A 15,226-nucleotide genomic window follows, 5' to 3' on the forward strand; every position below is an offset into this window, starting at 1 on the left:
GCGACTTGCCGTCCGCCGGCCCCGGCTCAGAAGGCGTAGCGGATGCGGCAATAGGGCATCTCGCGGGCGAGCATCTCGCGGAAGACGGCGATCATCCTGCCCTTGAGCGGCGCCCGGTAGCGGACGTTGACGGCGCCGTTCCCGGAGACCTTGTTCTCCTGCCAGCGCGGCGTCCACAGCGTCTCCTCGGCCTTGGGATGCCAGCGGAGATTGACCTCGTGCAGGCCCTCATTGTGGGTCAGGAAGATCACCTCGGCGGCGAGCTGCGCCTTCGCCCGCTCCGACAGCGCCGCGTCGACCTGCCGGAACAGCTCGGCATAGTCGGCGGTCCAGCCTTCGTAGGCGACCACCGGGCTGAAGTTCAGGTGGACTTCCCATCCCGCCCGGACGAAATCGTCGATCGCGGCGATGCGCTCCGGGATGGGGGAAGTGCGCACGTCGAGCGTGCGGGCCAGCTCGGCCGGCATCAGGCTGAAGCGGATGCGCATGCCGCCGGCGGGGTCGTAGGACAGCAGGTCCCGGTTGACGTACTTGGTCGCGAAGCTGCCCTTTGCGTTGGGCAGGCGGCGGAACAGCGCGGTCAGGTCGGCCAGGTTGTCGCAGATCAGCGCATCGACCGAGCAGTCCCCGTTCTCGCCCACGTCATAGACCCAGGCATGTTCGTCCACCTGGTTCGGCGCCGTCTTGGGTCCGGTCCGGGCGGCGTGGCGCTCGATGGTCGCGCTTATCCCCTCGATGTTGACGAAGGTCGTGATCGGGTTGGCGTAGCCCTTGCGGCGCGAGACGTAGCAGTAGGCGCAGGCCATCGCGCAGCCGTTGGAATGCGACGGCGCGATGAAGTCGCCGCTCCGCCCGTTGGGCCGCACCGACAGCGATTTCTTGATGCCCAGCACCAGCACGCCGCGCTTGGTGCGCACCCACTCCTCGACCTTGTCGCTGTCGCCGTGCAGGTCCGGGATGTTCCAGTGGGACGCGACCTCGACCCGTTCGGCATCGGGAAAACGCTCCAGGATCTGCCGGCCGCGCGGGTGGGCCGCGGCGGCCGGCTCCACCAGGATGCGCGCGACGTCGAGCGGCGGGACCGTCACTGCGGCAGGGTTCCCGCCGGGACCGCGCCCAGCCGCAGCGCGTCGCGCTCCAGGTCGTCAACGGCGAGGTTCTTGGCCTTGGCCTCCACCTCGAAGTCGGCCCAGGCCAGGTGCTCCGACACCAGCCGGTTGACCGCGTGGTTCCACATGCGTCGGGAATGCGCCCGCAGGTCCCGGGCCTTCAGCCCGCGGGCGCTCAGAACGGCATAATCGGGCAGTTCGTCCGCCGGCCAGCCGTCCAGCAGGTCCTCGCGCGAGACGCTGATATGGGCTATCGGGCGCACGCCGCGCCAGGACCGGCGGATCGCCCCGATGCGGGGATCGTCGGTCCGGATGTACTCGCCTTCCGATTTGACCCAGTGATGATGCAGGTCAAGGATGATCGGCACGGCGTCGGCCAGCGGCAGCAGGTCGTCCAGCCCGTACGACATCTCGTCGTTCTCGACCGTCACCAGGCCGCGGGCGTCCTCCGACAGCAGGGCCAGGCCGCGGCGGAATCCAGCGACTCCCTCCGCGCGGCCGCCGCCATGGATGTTGACGTGGGCGCCCTGCGGGTGCCAGCCGCCGGCCAGGCCCATCATCCGCAGGATGTCGGCATGGTATTCCAGCTCGTCCACCGAGTTCTTCAGCGTCGCCGGGTTGGCGCTGTTCAGCACGCAGAACTGGTCTGGGTGCAGGCCGATCCGGATGCCGGCCTCCCGCGCCTTCCGGCCGGCATGGTCCAGCGCGGTCTCGACCAGCGAGCGGATCGCCGGCTCGCGGTAGAGCGGCAGCCCGATGGCGTGGGTATAGACCGGCAGCAGCCCGCTGTTGATGCGGAGCAGGCGGCGATAGGACGGGTGGCCGGCCACCTCGGCCAGTTGCAGGTGCAACGACTGCAGGTTCCGGCGCAGCACCTGCTCCAGTTTCTCCGCCGCCCGGGCGGCGTCCAGCCGGCTCAGCGTCGCCACGGTGACGGTGCCGGGATTCATGCGCTTGGCGGTCCCGGCGTCGCCGTCGGGCGGAATATACTGGCAGCACCAGCCGAAACGGGGCAGGGGCGGGGTCGATGAGCTATGGGTCAAGAACCGGTCTCCAGGGCAGCGCAGGTCAATACATATGTGACCCGCGCGGCGCCCGGCCACCGGCGGGACGCATTCCTCCCCCACCTTCCCCGGCCGCGGAGCGGCCGGACGGCGTCAGGGAGCCGCGCTCGTCTTCAGGAAACCGCTCTCCGGATCGCGGATCACGGCCCCTTCGTCGAGAGCGACCTGCACCGATTCGTAATCTGCCACCAGCACGTCGCCCCAGTCGTCGGTCGTGACGTGCGGGTATGCTTCGTCGCTGGGCCGGACCGGCATCCCTTCGGGGCCGACCAGCTGAGCGATCCTTCGAGCGGCTTCATCCTTCCGGACGGATTCGTCTGCCATGATGATCTCCGGCTCTGTTGCGGTTCGAGCGGCATGCCTGGATGACCAGCTCAAACAGGCAGGGGAGAAATTGGTTGCATGGGCATACCGGCCATTCAACGTTTGCAGGCCGGCGATCGATACATCCAGATCGGCGGCAAGGTCCCGATGCCGTGGGCCACCACCTGCACCGCGGCCAGGTTCGGCCTCGCGGTGATCGCCCCCCGGCTCAGCCGGCCGCTGTCTCCCGGATCGACTGGCGCCAGTCCGCCACGAAGGCGTCCAGGGCGGCCCGCGCCGCCGTCCAGTCGCGGTAGGCCCCATCGGCGGCGTTGAGGATCGCGGCCCTTTCGCCCTCCTCGAACCGGCCCACGTGGAGCGCGCGTTCCTGCGCCTGCAGGAAGACGTTGCGGGCGCGCTGTTCCGCCATGGCGGCCTTCTGCCATTCCCTCGGCCAGTCCCGACCCATCGCTTCCCCTCCCGTGCAGGGCCGCCCCGCCGGGCGGCCAGGATCAATCCAGGGGGCCACCATAGCGGCAAACGCCGCCGATGCAATCGGGGCTCGCTCCGCCGGCGCCTGGAAATCCGCTCGGTACGGTCCGGATCGTGGCGGAATTTCGCCGGTGTCCCGCGGCCGGCGCGACATCGCGCGGACTGGCATGTTGATGGGGATCCAGCTCCGAACGGAAGATCACCCATGCCGGACCGCAGCATCGACCATCCGGGCAAGATCACGGCCGACCGCGACCGGGGCGGCGCCTCGGGATGAGGCACCATCGGACAGGAGGGCGACCATGAGCCGTCGGATCATTCATCGGGACACGCCGGCCGGCCGGGGGCGCCTGACCGCGCGCGCCGGGACGGACTGCGACAGGGCGGAGACACCGCCCGGCATCCGGACGCTGAGCGTCGGCACCGAGCGGTTCGGCCTGATCTCCGTCCCTCCCGGATACCGGCCCGGCCGGCCGTACCCGCTCCTGGTGCTGCTGCACGGCGCCGGCGGCGAGGCCGGGCAGGCGATCGGCTGGCTCCGGCCGGTGGCCGACGAGGCCGGGCTGATCCTGCTGGCGCCGCAGTCGGAAGGCTCGACCTGGGACGTGATCATGGGCGGCTACGGTCCCGACGTGAAGCGGATCGACGATGCGCTGGCCGAGGTCTTCCGCCGCTTCGCGATCGATCCCGACCGGGTCGCGGTCGGCGGGTTCTCGGACGGCGCGTCCTACGCCCTGTCGCTCGGCCTGACCAACGGCGGCCTGTTCCGGCGCGTCGCGGCCTTTTCGCCGGGGTTCGCCGCCCCGGCCGGCACCGACGATTCTCCCGGGTTCTACATCTCCCACGGGACCGGGGACACCGTCCTGCCGATCGACGCCTGCAGCAGGCGGCTGGTTCCGAGGCTCCGGGACGCCGGCTTCGACGTCCTCTACCGCGAGTTCGACGGCGGCCACACTGTGCCCCCTTGCATAGCGCGCGAAGCCGTCGGGTGGCTTCTGGACGACACCCCGTGAGGGACGATCCGGCGGGGATGCCGATCCGGGACCGGCGCGTTTCCGTCGGCGGCGTCGAACTCCAGGTCGCGACCGCCGGTCCGGCCGACGGCCCGCCCGTGATCCTGCTGCACGGTTTCCCGGAATCCCGGCTCGCCTGGCATCGCCAGATCGGCCCGCTGGCCGCCGCCGGGCTGCGGCTCGTGGTTCCGGACCAGCGCGGCTACGGCCGGTCCGGCAAGCCGGGCCGGGTCGGCGATTATGCCGTCGATACCCTGGCCGGCGACGTGATCGGGCTCGCCGACTCGCTCGGGATCGGCCGGTTCGCGGTGGTCGGCCACGACTGGGGCGCCGTCCTCGCCTGGCATCTCGCCGAACGGTACCCGGACCGGGTCGAGCGGGCGGCGGTGCTCAACGGACCGCACCTGGCGACGGTGCGCCGTCATGTGCTGAGCCACCCGTCCCAGGGGCTGAGGAGCTGGTACGTCGGATTCTTCCAGGTGCCCTGGCTGCCGGAAAAGCTGCTCGGCGCGCAGGGGTTCGCCGGGATGCGCCGGTTGATGGAGAAGACCGCCCGGCCCGGCACCTTCGCGCCCGAGGACTGGGCGCGGTACCGCGACGCCTGGGAGCAGCCGGGCGCGCCGACCGCCATGCTGAACTGGTACCGCGCCCTGCGGCACCGGTCTCGCTCGCCCTCGCCGCGGTCGATCGGCATCCCGATGCGCGTGATCTGGGGCGACCGCGACGCCGCCCTGGACCCACGGCTCGCAGAGGCCGGCGCGTCCCTGTGCAGCCGGTGCGAGGTGTTCCACATCCCGGAGGCCAGCCATTGGGTCCAGCATGAGGAGCCGGAGCGCGTCAACCGGCTCCTGATCGGCTTCCTGGTCCGGCCCCCGGCCTGACGGCCGCTACGCCTGGCCGCCCCGGATCATCGCTAAGTCTGATCGCGGCGGTCCTCGTCCTCCAGCTCCATGCGGGTCGCCTCCTTCAGGTGATTGAGCCGGTCGCGCGCCTCGTCGGCGCTGAAAGGCCCCTCCACGTCCATGCCGATCGCGACATAGTGCCCGTCGGGGCGGCTGATCGGCGTGTTGACGGGAAGATAAGCGTCGTCCGGGTCTTGGTTGTTGACGACGGTTCCGTTCCGGATCTCGATCAGGTTGGCCATCGCTGGGATTCCAGGGGATAGAAGGGATGGGATGTGCCGTCTGCGGACATCACCTCAACAGCCGCCGCCGCGTTTGTTCCCGGCCGGCGGTACGGAGAAGACGAGTTTGCCCCAACCCCTTGACCTCGGCGTCCGGCATGCCGATGCCGTCGTCCGCCGCCATGTTGTCCACTGTCCGCGACACCTCCCCTTACCGGGTCCTCTTACCGGGACCGATGCGAAGCCGCATCGGTCCCGGTCCCAACAGGCCGGACGCCGGGGAGTTTCCCCGCCGTCTTTTGGTTCGGAACCGTCTCCGCCCGTGCCTGTTTTCGCAGCACCTTCCCACCAACGGAGCGGTGACCGAAATGTCGAACCAACCACCTCCGGTACCTCCCGCCGGCCGTAGCGACAAGGGCTCGGGCGGATCCGCCCACGAAGGCAACTCCGTCGCCGACATCAAAGGCACGGGCGGGGCGCCGGCGAACCTCCGCGAGCAGGACCGCCAGGGCAACACCAAGCAGAACACCACCCATCAGGGCTACCAGCAGGATCGGTGACGATGTCGAGGAACACAGCGGACACCAACCGCCACCACGGCGGGCCCGGATCGAGCCAGCAGAACGCCGACAAGCCGGTGGACGATCCGAAGAACCAACCGGCCGGCTGGCAGCCGGAGCCCGGCCAGTCCACCAACTCCAACCGCAGCCGCGTCGGCACGGGCGGGGGCGAGCGGGACCGGCACCATACCCACGATCCCGCGACGAAATCCTGATCCGATCTTCCCGGGACCGGCCGGTGCTGCCATGGTCGGGAGATGGAGGAATTGACACCGCCCGACCCTGAAACGGGTTCCGCCGGACCCGGAAACGGCAGGCCGCTCCGCCGGCTGGTCGCCTGGAACATCCTGGAAGGGATGTTCCAGCCACCCGCCGGCGGATCGGTGCGCCGCGCGCCGGACGAAAGCCGGCGGCGTGCCGCCGTGGCCCTGGTCACCCGCCTGGACCCCGACATCCTCGTGCTCAACGAGGCGCTGTACTGCGAGGAGGCGTCCGGCCAGAGGGAGGATTATGCCGCGCTGTTCGGCTTTCCCCACGCCGCCAGCCGCCTCTACGACGGCTCCTGGGGGAACGCCATCCTGAGCCGGCACCCGATCGCCGATACCGTCTCGACCATCATCCACCGCGCCGGCGCCAACCAGAACCGCGGCATGCTGGCCGTCCGGCTGGGCTTCCCCGAGGGTGAGGCCTGGATCGCCACGTACCATCCCCACCCGCAGCGCCGCCCGCGCAAGCGGCTGGAGGACTATGCGGAATTCCTGCCCCTGCTGCCCGGCCCACTGCTGTTCGCCGGCGACATGAACGCCATCAGCCCGGAGGACGCCCCCGACGCGGCGGCCCTGGCGCGGGGCTTCGAGCGGTTCCGCGCACCCGACGTGGCGCGGCGGGAGGTCGAGCGCTTCGTCGAGGCCGGGCGGGTGCTGTTCCGCGACGTGGCGGCCCGTTTCGGCCTGCGCGACGCCATGCCGGCCGCGGAGCGCGGCTACACCATCCCGACACCCATGCTGAGCACCGACGTCTCCGGCGCGATGCGGATCGACTTCATCCTGGCCAACGGCGGCATCGCCGTCGACAAGGCCTGGGTCGTGCGCGAGCCGGAGGCCGACGTTGCCAGCGACCATTATCCGGTCGCCGCCGATTTCCGGCTGGCCATGCCGGGCGCCCCGGGTGTATCGGGCGCAGCTGAGGAGGAACGACGATGACCAGGACGATGACCTACGTGACCATATCGGCGGAGCCGCTGAAGGCCGTCATGCGCGAGATCGCGACCGCCGCCGGATCGAGCCGGCGCGAGGCCGGGCTGGTGGCCGACCATCTGGTCGAGGCCAACCTCACCGGTCACGATTCCCACGGCGTGGGCATGATGCCGCGCTATGTCGAGGTGTTCCTGGCCGGCGACCTCAAGGTCAACCAGCACGTGACCCCGGTCACCGACGCCGGCGCGCTGCTGACCCTCGACGGCAACGCCGGCTTCGGCCAGGTCATGGCCTTCGAGGCCATGGAGCAGGGAATCGAGCGCGCCGCCCGGCATGGCGTCGCCGTGGTCGGGCTCTCCAACAGCCACCATATCGGCCGCATCGGCCACTGGGCCGAGCAGTGCATCCGGGCCGGCTACGTATCGATGCATTATGTCAACGTCATCAGCGAGCCGGTGGTGGCGCCGTTCGGCGGCCGCGACGCCCGCTTCGTCACCAACCCGTTCTGCGTCGGAATCCCGCTGCCGGGCCGGGAGCCGGTGCTGCTGGACTTCGCGACCAGCCGGATCGCCATGGGCAAGGTGCGCGTTGCCATGAACAAGGGCGAGCAGGTCAAGCCGGAGACCCTGCTCGATCACCGCGGCGAGCCGACCACCGATCCCAACGAGCTGTTCGCCGAACCCCACGGCGCCATCCTGCCCTTCGGCGAGCACAAGGGCTTCGGGCTGGCTGTCGTCTGCGAATTGCTGGGCGGGGCGCTGACCGGCGGCGGCACGCTCCACTACAAGCCGTCGAGCCGCGCCATCATCAACAACATGCTGTCGATCATCATCGACCCGAATCGCCTGGGCACCGCCGCCAACCTCTCGTCCGAGACCGCCGAGTTCGTGAAATGGGTCAAGGAATCCCCGGTCGCCCGGGGCGTGGACCGCATCAAGGTGGCCGGCGAGCCGGAGCAGGAGTCCCGCCGCCGCCGCGGCGCCGAGGGCATTCCCATCGACGCGACCACCTGGGGCGAGATCATCGACGCCGCCGCCCAGCTCGGGCTGAAGCGCCCGGACATCGAGCGGCTGGCGGAACTTCCCTGACCTCCGGCGGAAGGAACAGGAAGACACCCATGCTGATCGACGAACGCTTCGCCGGACCCCTCCTCGCGCCGCTGCTGTCCTGGACCGACGAGCCCGAAGACTGGCGGCTGACGCCGGAGGGGCTGGTCGTCGCTCCCGCCGCGGACACGGATTTCTGGCAGCGCACCCATTACGGCTTCCGGGTCGACCGGGGACCGCGCCTGCTCGCCCCGGTGAGCGGCGACTTCACCCTGGAGACCGAAGTCGCCTTCAGGCCGGTCCACCAGTACGACCAGGCGGGCCTGATGGTCAGGATCTCGCCCGACTGCTGGCTCAAGACCTCGGTGGAGCACGAGCCGGACGGGCCGTCGCGGCTCGGCGTCGTCGTCACGAACCGGGGCTGGTCCGACTGGTCGACGCAGGACTTCCAGGGCGACCGGATCGCCCTGCGGGTCACGCGGGCCTCCGGCGACTACGCCGTCCACGCCCTGGCCGGCGGTGCCTGGACCCAGCTCCGCATCTGCCGCCTGACGGAGGACGATGGCAGCCGTCCCGTCACGGCGGGCCTCTACGCCTGCTCGCCCCGCGGGGCCGGCTTCCGGGCGACCTTCAGGCGGCTGACCATCGACGCCTGAAGGCCGACCCACGGCCCGGACCGCTAGGACCTCCCCGTGCCCTGGCGGACGATCCTCTCGGCATTCTGGAGGGTGATGATGCACTGCCCGCGGTTCGACTCCGCGTGATAGCTCTGGGCCTCCTGGAGCAGTCCCGCCACCCGCCGGCGGTCAGCCGCCGGAAGGTTCCGGGAGTCCTGCTCGAGGCCGACCCATGCCGTCGGTTCGCACGACCCGATGGACTGGAAGTTGCTGGGCGGCTCCGCGTTCCGGGCCGCGGCGGTCTGCCCGGCGTCCTGTTGCGCGCACGCGCCCAGCAGGACCAGCACCGCGGCAGCCTTGACGAAAACTCTCATATCCTGGATCTCCCCTGATACACGGGGCGCTCAACAGGCCTTTTCGCAATTTCTCACACGAGATTATTCCTCCCGGAACGCGGTTCGGAACGTGTCCCGGACCGGCTGAAGCAGATATTGCAGCATGGTCCGCTCGCCGGTCACGATCAGGGTCTCGGCCGGCATGCCGGGCTGCAGGCGGAGGTCGCCGAGCCTTTCGATCTGGTCCGGGGCGGCGGCGATCCGGGCGGAATAATAAAATTCCCCGGTGCGCTCGTCCTTCAGGGCGTCGGCCGAAACCCGGATCACCTGCGCGTCGATCTGAGGCGTCGTCCGCATCTTGAAGGCCGACAGGATCACCTTCGCCGGCAGCCCGGCATGCACCACGTCGATGTCGCCGGGGCGCACCCGCGCCTCCACCACCAGCCGGTCGTCCCTCGGCACCAGGTCGAGCACCGGCCCGCCGGCCGGCACCACGGCGCCGGGCGCGAAGTAGCGCGGATTGAGCACGGTCCCGGCCTCGGGAGCGACGAGATCGCGGCGGCCCTGGCGGATCCGGGCGGCGGCCAGCTTCTCCCGGACTTCCGCCAGCCGCATCTGGACCTCGCGCAGTTCGGCCGTGACCTCGTTCCGCCGGTCCGCGCGCATGGACAGGATCTCCATCTCGGCCTGGGCGATCGCTTCGCGGGCCTGGGCGATCCTGTTGGAGAACTCGCCCTGCTCGCCGTCCAGGTCGGCAGCCTGCCGCTTGAGGGCGAGAAGGCGCGGCTTGCGCTCAAGCCCCTTCCCGAACAGCTCCTGCACCCCGGCCAGCTCCTCCCGGATCAGGTCGAGCTGCCGCCGCCCCGCCTCCAGCTGCGCCTCGAAGGCGCTGATCTGCGACCGGTACTGGGCGATGCGCTGCCGGGTCACCTCGGTGCGGCTCTCCAGGGAGGCGCGGTAGCTCTCGAAGATGCGTTCCTGCCCGGACAGGATCTCCGCCACGCCGGCGTCGCCGCGCAAGGCCGCGAGGTCTTCCGGGAAGACCAGCGCGTCGGCGCCGTCGCGCTCGGCCAGCAGGCGGGCCTCCTGGGCGGCATGGGCGCGGCGCTGGTCCTCCAGCAGGGTCACGGTGGAGCGGGTCTCCAGGTCGTCCAGGCGCATCAGCGCCTGCCCGGCCTCGACCCGGTCCCCGTCGCGCACCAGGATCTCGGCGACGATGCCGCCGTCCAGGTGCTGGATGGTCTTGCGGTTGGTGTCCGCGACGACGATGCCGCCGGCGACCGCGGCGCTCGACAGGGGGGCCAGGGAAGCCCAGGTCCCGAAGCCGCCGAACCCGAGGACGGCCAGGGCGGCGCCGGCCAGCAGCGCGCGCCGGACCGGCGGATGGTCCGGGACCGCCGGGAAGGCGGGCAGGGGGAGGTGGTCGTTGGCGGGGACGGATGCGGTCATGGGGAATATCCTCAGTTCGCCGCTTCGGCGCGGTCGGCCGGCTGCACGGCCTGGACCTGCCGGCGCTTCAGGTGGTCGATCACCGCGGCGCGCGGGCCGAACAGCTGGAGACGCCCGTCGGCGAGCACCAGGATGCGCTCCGTCTGGGCCAGCGTGCTGGGCCGGTGGCCGATCACGATCACGGTGGCGCCGTTGCCTTTAAGGGTCGCGATCGCCCGGGTCAGGGCCTCATCCCCCTCCACGTCCAGGCTGGCGTTCGGCTCGTCGAGGACGACCAGCTTGGGATCGCCGTAGAGGGCGCGGGCCAGCCCGATCCGCTGGCGCTGACCGCCCGACAGCATCGCGCCGCCGTCGCCGATCTCCGTGTCGTAGCCCTTGGGCAGCCTCAGGATCATGTCGTGGCAGTCGGCGAGCCGCGCCGCGGCCACCACCGCTTCCGGATCGGGGGTGCGCAGCCGGGCGATGTTGTCGGCCACGGTGCCGGCGAACAGCTCGACGTCCTGGGGCAGGTATCCGACATGCCGCCCGATGTCGTCGCGCCGCCAGGCGAAGATCTCGGCGCCGTCCAGCCGCACGCTGCCGGCCGTCGCCGGGTGCAGGCCGACCAGCAGGCGGGCCAGGGTGGACTTGCCCGCCGCCGAGGCGCCGATGACGGCCACCGCCTCGCCCGGCCTCGCGTCGAAGCTCACGCCGGACAGGACGGGCCGGTCGCCGCCCGGCGGCCGGAACACCAGGTCGTCCACGCTCAGGTGCCCCCTGGGCGCCGGCAGCGGCAACCCGCAGGGCCGGCGCCGGGGCCGGGCGAAGAACTCGCCCAGGCGCCGCCGCGCCGCCCGCGCGTTGGACACCTGCTTCCAGCCGCCGATCGCCTGCTCGACCGGCTGGAGCGCGCGGCTCAGGATGATCGAGCCCGCGATCATGGCCCCTCCGGTCAGCTCGTGCCGGACGACCAGCCAGGCGCCCAGCGCCAGGATGCCGACCTGGACCATCTGGCGCAGGAACTTGGTGACGTTGAGCAGCAGGGCGCCGGTGCGCGCCGCGGCGGACTGGCCGGCCAGGGCCTCCCCGTGGTCCCGGTCCCAGCGCCGCACGATCCCGGGCATCAGGTCCATGGCCTCGACCGCCTCGGCGTTGCGCAGAGCGGCCTCCGCGGTGCGCATCGCCCGGCGGCCCGCGGCGCCGGCCGCCGCCAGCGGCCCGGCGGTCAGGCCGTCGTTGGCGAGCGCCAGGATCAGCAGCGCCGCCGCCGACGCCACCGCCAAATGGCCCAGGACCGGGTGCAGCAGGTAGATCACGGCGATGTAGACGGGAACCCACGGCGCGTCGAACAGGAACGTCACCCCGCCGGAGAAGAACCCCCGCAGCGCCTCCAGGTCGCGCAGCGCGTCGGCGCGCTCGTTCCGGCCGGCCAGGGCGCCGTCGATCGAGCGTTCCAGCGCCGCGGCGCCGAGACGCCGCTCCAGCCATTCGCCCAGGCCGGCCAGGACCCTGGACCGGACATGGTCGAGACCGCACATGAGGGCCAGCGCCCCGCCCGCGGCGACGGTCAGGAACCCCAGGGTGGCGAGGCTGCCGGACGCGAGGACCCGGTCGAAGACCTGCATCATGTAGAGCGACGAGGTCAGCATCAGGATGTTGATCAGCAGGCTGAACCCGGCGATCCACAGCAGGGGCCGGTGGCACCGGGCGAGCGCGCCGGTCAGCGCTCCGGCCGGCGGCCCGGCCAGGGGGGCGTCATGTGTCATGGTCAGGCGCTCCAGCGGGCATGTCCCGGACATGGCCGGGCCCGGAGACGCTCCGGACCCGGCCTTCTTTCCCGTCTCCCGTTCGGACGGGGATCAGGCGATCCAGTGGATGGTGTCGATCCCCTTCTGGAAGTCCGTGATCACGTCGTGCTTGTCCACGTAGAAATGGTCGGCGCCGCTGCCGCCGGTCAGCGTGTCCTTGCCGGCGCCGCCGTAGATCCTGTCGTTGCCGTGCCCGCCGCTGATGTGGTCGTCGCCCGCGTCCCCCTTCAGTATGTCGTTCGCGGAGCCGCCGGCGAGCCAGTCGTGGCCGTGGCCGCCATAGGCCGTGACCTTGATGTTGGTATGGGAGGCGTCCAGCTTGTCGTTGCCCGAGCCGCCGCTGAAGGTGGCTTCCTTCAGGCTGGTGCCCGCCATGTTGCCGATCTTCAGCTTGTCGTCGCCGCCGCCGCCGTTGACCTCCAGCTTCTCGATGTTCTTGTCGGTCAGCTTGAACGGCACGAGGTTGACGCGGTCGAACACGAAGCCGGACCCGTTGGCCTTGACCACGAACTCGTCCCCGGCCTGGTCGGAGCCGTTGACGACCTGGGTGTCGTGGCCCGAGCCGCCGTCGTTGAAGTCCGACCCGTCGCCGTTGTTCCAGACGATCTTGTCGTTGCCGTGGCCGCCATTGTGCTTGTCGGTGCCGCGGCCGCCGACCAGCACGTCGTTGCCGCCGTCGCCGTTCAGCACGTCGTCGGCCGAGCCGCCCAGCATCGTGTCGTTGCCCGAGCCGCCGTTGGCCTTGACGGGGATGTTGGTGGCGCTGGCATCCAGGATATCGTTGCCGTGGCCGCCGTTGAAGAGGACCTCCTTCAGGCTGGTCCCGGTCATGTCGCCGATCTTCAGCTTGTCATGGCCGCCGCCGCCGTTGACCTCCAGCTTCTCGATGTTCTTGTCGGTCAGCTTGAACGGTACGAGGTTGACGCGGTCGAGCACGAAGCCGGACCCGTTGGCCTTGACCACGAACTCGTCGCCGTCGGTGTTGGAGCCGTTGACGACCTGGGTGTCATGGCCCGAGCCGCCGTCGTTGAAGTCCGACCCGTCGCCGTTGTTCCAGACGATCCTGTCGTGGCCGTGGCCGCCATTGTGCTTGTCGGTGCCCCGGTTGCCGGTGAGGGTGTCGTTGCCCCCCTTGCCGTTCAGGATGTCGTCGCCGTCGAGGCCGAAGATGACGTCGTTGCCGTTGGTGCCGTCGAGGATGTCGTTGCCGTTGGTGGGATTGGCCACGTGCGGTCTCCTTGAAAAAAGCGTGCCCGTGTCGGGCTTGCGTTGAAATGTGGGGGAACCTGGCGGTCGGGCTGTCTCGGTCGTGTCCAGGGTCCCGGTTCCCGCAGCCTTCATTGGGAGTGTTGCGGACGAGGGAATTGATAACGCATAAATTATTCTTGAATATTTCCAGGAGCTGGGTTTTATGTTTCAATTGTATCAGCTTATATTGAGTCATATCTCTAAAGATAGCGGATGTACTCTTGAGCGCAGGCGGAGCATTGCCCTTCCGGACATCGCTCCGCGCCGGCCCAAGGGCATGGACTCCTTCGGCGTCACGCGTCGGATTGGCAGGCGGTCGGACGGAACTCCACCCGGCGGTCCAGCATGTCGGACGCATCGTCACGGCCGGAACCGACGATCGGCTCCGACGATCCGAGGCCGCGGGTGGTGATCCGCTCCCCGCCGGCGGCGGACTCCCTCGCGATGTCGACCCAGACCTTCTCGGCGCGGGCCAGGGAGAGCTGGTCGTTGAGGGCGATCGGCCCGGTGGGGCTGGTATGGCCCACCAGTTCCACGCATTTCCCGGACGGCCCGACCCGGCGGGCGATCTGGCGCAGCCACATGCCGTAGGGTCCGCTCACCTGCGGGTCCGGCCAGTAGGCGGTGGAGGCGGGCCTGAACAGCATCATCAGGGCCATGCGGTCATGCCGCAGGCCGAAATCCACCAGCTGCGAGAAGGCCCCCTCCGCGTCGCCCTCGCGGCCGAGCTGCCAGTTCGCCAGATACAGCCCGTTGTGCACGCGGAGCTGGTTGCCCGCCGACGTGCGCTCCGCCGCCTGGAAGAGATCGAGCGCCTCCGCGTGCCGGTCCTCCTCGTAGGCCTGGATCGCGTCGGCGACCAGAGCCGAGGTCAGGATGCCCTCGAGATAGTCCGGCGCCACCGGTTCCCCCACCCGGGACAGGCAGGTGCGCAGATAGCCTTGAATGCTGCTGTCCACCAGCCAAGCCGGGCTGTCGCGGAAGAACTCCGTCGGCGCCGTATCGACTTCGCCGGCCTGGGCCCAGGCCATGCCGTGCCCGACCACGATCCCCGTCCGCAGGTCGGCCAGCGAGAACCAGATGCGGTAGGCCTGGGGTACTCCCGGGGCAAGCCCGGCGGAGCCGGCGCCGCGCAGGCTGCCCACGAGCACCAGCGGCGAGCGGCCGAGGGTGGCGGTGTTCAGGGGCTGGAGTTCGTAGTCGGGCTGTTCTTCGCGGATATAGGTCGCCAGCCGCTGTTCCATGGTCCGCGTGGATGCCGTCTGGGCGCCGGTAGCGCCGTCCACCAGGGGATCGATGACGACTCTCTGCGGGGACGCTCCGGGCCGGTACTCCGCAGGCAGGCTCGCGAACAGCTCGGCCGCCGCGCGCTCCACCGCCTCGTCCAGCGGCAGGGCGTCGGACGGCGGGGGCGGAAGCATCGGCGTCGGCGGCACCGGAAGGCTGACCAGGGTCGCGGCGGAGGCCGGGGCTGCGGCGGGCGGAAGCGATGCCGTTTCGTCCGCCATCTGCAGGGCGCATCCGGGCACGGCGGCAAGCAGGAGCACGGCCACCAGGGCCGCCGTCCTGCGGCGCAATGGCCGGTCCGCGGCCGTCCTGCCGGGAACGCTGATTGGACACCTGTTACTGGTCATCGATAAAGCTCTCCTCGCTGTAACCTGCGGTGGAGCAGCAATGTAGATCGAACCTGACGGAAGCGAGCGCCTGACGGCTCCGGAAGCTGCCCGCCGGCACTCTGCAGAAGCATTAACCCGGGCGGGGCGCGCAAGCTTGGCGGACGGCGATTGTTGGGCGGTCCAGACCGCGGAAGCCTGATCCAAGGGAGATCACGATGAATTCGGACCGGAAGAACCCAGACCGGAAGAACCCAGACTGGAAGAACCC

At 70.3% G+C, this 15,226-nt stretch carries 17 protein-coding genes; 7 read left to right on the forward strand and 10 right to left on the reverse strand.

The genetic code is table 11. The features are described from left to right. Positions 1-26: 26 nt before the first annotated feature. The 4 genes from DPR14_RS01990 to DPR14_RS02005 all read right to left on the reverse strand — a co-directional run bounded on the left by DPR14_RS01990 (position 27) and on the right by DPR14_RS02005 (position 2,945). On the reverse strand, positions 27-1,088 hold the full coding sequence (locus tag DPR14_RS01990; RefSeq protein ID WP_158043672.1) for a spore photoproduct lyase family protein: 1,062 nt from the start codon (positions 1,086-1,088) through the stop codon (positions 27-29). Beyond that, positions 1,085-2,152: an apurinic/apyrimidinic endonuclease family protein gene (locus tag DPR14_RS01995; protein ID WP_158043673.1), complete on the reverse strand. Its 1,068-nt coding sequence runs from the start codon at positions 2,150-2,152 to the stop codon at positions 1,085-1,087. The genes DPR14_RS01990 and DPR14_RS01995 overlap by 4 nt, the downstream gene beginning before the upstream one ends. Before the next feature lie 114 nt (positions 2,153-2,266). After that, positions 2,267-2,497 carry a hypothetical protein gene (locus tag DPR14_RS02000; RefSeq protein ID WP_158043674.1) on the reverse strand — a complete coding sequence of 77 codons (231 nt, stop codon included), beginning with the start codon at positions 2,495-2,497 and terminating at the stop codon, positions 2,267-2,269. 208 nt (positions 2,498-2,705) lie between these two features. Further along, entirely contained in the window at positions 2,706-2,945 is a 240-nt protein-coding gene (locus DPR14_RS02005) for a hypothetical protein (protein ID WP_158043675.1), read from the reverse strand. Positions 2,946-3,270: 325 nt separating this feature from the next. Between DPR14_RS02005 and DPR14_RS02010 the strand changes: the two genes are divergently transcribed. Continuing rightward, on the forward strand, positions 3,271-3,981 hold the full coding sequence (locus tag DPR14_RS02010) for an alpha/beta hydrolase (protein ID WP_158043676.1): 711 nt from the start codon (positions 3,271-3,273) through the stop codon (positions 3,979-3,981). Further along, on the forward strand, positions 3,978-4,862 hold the full coding sequence (locus tag DPR14_RS02015; RefSeq protein WP_211103897.1) for an alpha/beta hydrolase: 885 nt from the start codon (positions 3,978-3,980) through the stop codon (positions 4,860-4,862). The genes DPR14_RS02010 and DPR14_RS02015 overlap by 4 nt, the downstream gene beginning before the upstream one ends. A 32-nt stretch (positions 4,863-4,894) precedes the next feature. Here the strand turns inward: DPR14_RS02015 and DPR14_RS02020 are convergent, their stop codons facing one another. Continuing rightward, a complete protein-coding gene (locus DPR14_RS02020; protein ID WP_158043677.1) occupies positions 4,895-5,125 on the reverse strand; it encodes a hypothetical protein in 231 nt (76 codons plus the stop codon). Between the two features lie 347 nt (positions 5,126-5,472). Here DPR14_RS02020 and DPR14_RS02025 point away from each other — a divergent pair, with 347 nt between their 5' ends. Genes DPR14_RS02025 through DPR14_RS02045 form a run of 5 tightly spaced genes read left to right on the forward strand, consistent with a single transcriptional unit; the run spans position 5,473 to position 8,562 of the window. Beyond that, a complete protein-coding gene (locus DPR14_RS02025) occupies positions 5,473-5,664 on the forward strand; it encodes a hypothetical protein (protein ID WP_158043678.1) in 192 nt (63 codons plus the stop codon). A gap of 2 nt (positions 5,665-5,666) precedes the next feature. Then, on the forward strand, positions 5,667-5,879 hold the full coding sequence (locus tag DPR14_RS02030) for a hypothetical protein (RefSeq protein ID WP_158043679.1): 213 nt from the start codon (positions 5,667-5,669) through the stop codon (positions 5,877-5,879). A gap of 51 nt (positions 5,880-5,930) precedes the next feature. Next, positions 5,931-6,866: an endonuclease/exonuclease/phosphatase family protein gene (locus DPR14_RS02035; RefSeq protein WP_192499228.1), complete on the forward strand. Its 936-nt coding sequence runs from the start codon at positions 5,931-5,933 to the stop codon at positions 6,864-6,866. Continuing rightward, a complete protein-coding gene (locus DPR14_RS02040; RefSeq protein WP_211103898.1) occupies positions 6,863-7,948 on the forward strand; it encodes a malate/lactate/ureidoglycolate dehydrogenase in 1,086 nt (361 codons plus the stop codon). The genes DPR14_RS02035 and DPR14_RS02040 overlap by 4 nt, the downstream gene beginning before the upstream one ends. A 29-nt stretch (positions 7,949-7,977) precedes the next feature. After that, a complete protein-coding gene (locus DPR14_RS02045; protein ID WP_158043681.1) occupies positions 7,978-8,562 on the forward strand; it encodes a DUF1349 domain-containing protein in 585 nt (194 codons plus the stop codon). 23 nt (positions 8,563-8,585) lie between these two features. On the opposite strand, the gene DPR14_RS02050 is transcribed toward DPR14_RS02045, so the two are convergent. The 5 genes from DPR14_RS02050 to DPR14_RS02070 form a co-directional block, all read right to left on the reverse strand. Beyond that, positions 8,586-8,897 carry a hypothetical protein gene (locus tag DPR14_RS02050; RefSeq protein WP_158043682.1) on the reverse strand — a complete coding sequence of 104 codons (312 nt, stop codon included), beginning with the start codon at positions 8,895-8,897 and terminating at the stop codon, positions 8,586-8,588. Between the two features lie 63 nt (positions 8,898-8,960). Continuing rightward, positions 8,961-10,307, reverse strand: a complete 1,347-nt coding sequence (locus DPR14_RS02055; RefSeq protein ID WP_158043683.1) for an HlyD family type I secretion periplasmic adaptor subunit — start codon at positions 10,305-10,307, stop codon at positions 8,961-8,963. 11 nt (positions 10,308-10,318) lie between these two features. Then, positions 10,319-12,052 (reverse strand): type I secretion system permease/ATPase, encoded by a 1,734-nt coding sequence (locus DPR14_RS02060; RefSeq protein ID WP_158043684.1) that lies wholly within the window; start codon positions 12,050-12,052, stop codon positions 10,319-10,321. 93 nt (positions 12,053-12,145) lie between these two features. Continuing rightward, positions 12,146-13,321 carry a calcium-binding protein gene (locus DPR14_RS02065; protein WP_192499229.1) on the reverse strand — a complete coding sequence of 392 codons (1,176 nt, stop codon included), beginning with the start codon at positions 13,319-13,321 and terminating at the stop codon, positions 12,146-12,148. 314 nt (positions 13,322-13,635) lie between these two features. Beyond that, positions 13,636-14,976 carry an OmpA family protein gene (locus DPR14_RS02070; protein WP_158043686.1) on the reverse strand — a complete coding sequence of 447 codons (1,341 nt, stop codon included), beginning with the start codon at positions 14,974-14,976 and terminating at the stop codon, positions 13,636-13,638. Positions 14,977-15,226 lie beyond the last annotated feature (250 nt).

Source organism: Skermanella pratensis (genome assembly GCF_008843145.1).
Classification (GTDB): domain Bacteria; phylum Pseudomonadota; class Alphaproteobacteria; order Azospirillales; family Azospirillaceae; genus Skermanella; species Skermanella pratensis.

Excerpts from the sequence above, each read along its gene's own strand:
- DPR14_RS02000 (WP_158043674.1), bottom strand. The coding sequence starts at position 2,497 with ATGGCAGACGAATCCGTCCGGAAGGATGAAGCCGCTCGAAGGATCGCT.
- DPR14_RS02005 (WP_158043675.1), bottom strand. The coding sequence starts at position 2,945 with ATGGGTCGGGACTGGCCGAGGGAATGGCAGAAGGCCGCCATGGCGGAA.
- DPR14_RS02010 (WP_158043676.1), top strand. The coding sequence starts at position 3,271 with ATGAGCCGTCGGATCATTCATCGGGACACGCCGGCCGGCCGGGGGCGC.
- DPR14_RS02020 (WP_158043677.1), bottom strand. The coding sequence starts at position 5,125 with ATGGCCAACCTGATCGAGATCCGGAACGGAACCGTCGTCAACAACCAA.
- DPR14_RS02025 (WP_158043678.1), top strand. The coding sequence starts at position 5,473 with ATGTCGAACCAACCACCTCCGGTACCTCCCGCCGGCCGTAGCGACAAG.
- DPR14_RS02030 (WP_158043679.1), top strand. The coding sequence starts at position 5,667 with ATGTCGAGGAACACAGCGGACACCAACCGCCACCACGGCGGGCCCGGA.
- DPR14_RS02040 (WP_211103898.1), top strand. The coding sequence starts at position 6,863 with ATGACCAGGACGATGACCTACGTGACCATATCGGCGGAGCCGCTGAAG.
- DPR14_RS02045 (WP_158043681.1), top strand. The coding sequence starts at position 7,978 with ATGCTGATCGACGAACGCTTCGCCGGACCCCTCCTCGCGCCGCTGCTG.
- DPR14_RS02050 (WP_158043682.1), bottom strand. The coding sequence starts at position 8,897 with ATGAGAGTTTTCGTCAAGGCTGCCGCGGTGCTGGTCCTGCTGGGCGCG.
- DPR14_RS02055 (WP_158043683.1), bottom strand. The coding sequence starts at position 10,307 with ATGACCGCATCCGTCCCCGCCAACGACCACCTCCCCCTGCCCGCCTTC.
- DPR14_RS02060 (WP_158043684.1), bottom strand. The coding sequence starts at position 12,052 with ATGACACATGACGCCCCCCTGGCCGGGCCGCCGGCCGGAGCGCTGACC.
- DPR14_RS02070 (WP_158043686.1), bottom strand. The coding sequence starts at position 14,976 with ATGACCAGTAACAGGTGTCCAATCAGCGTTCCCGGCAGGACGGCCGCG.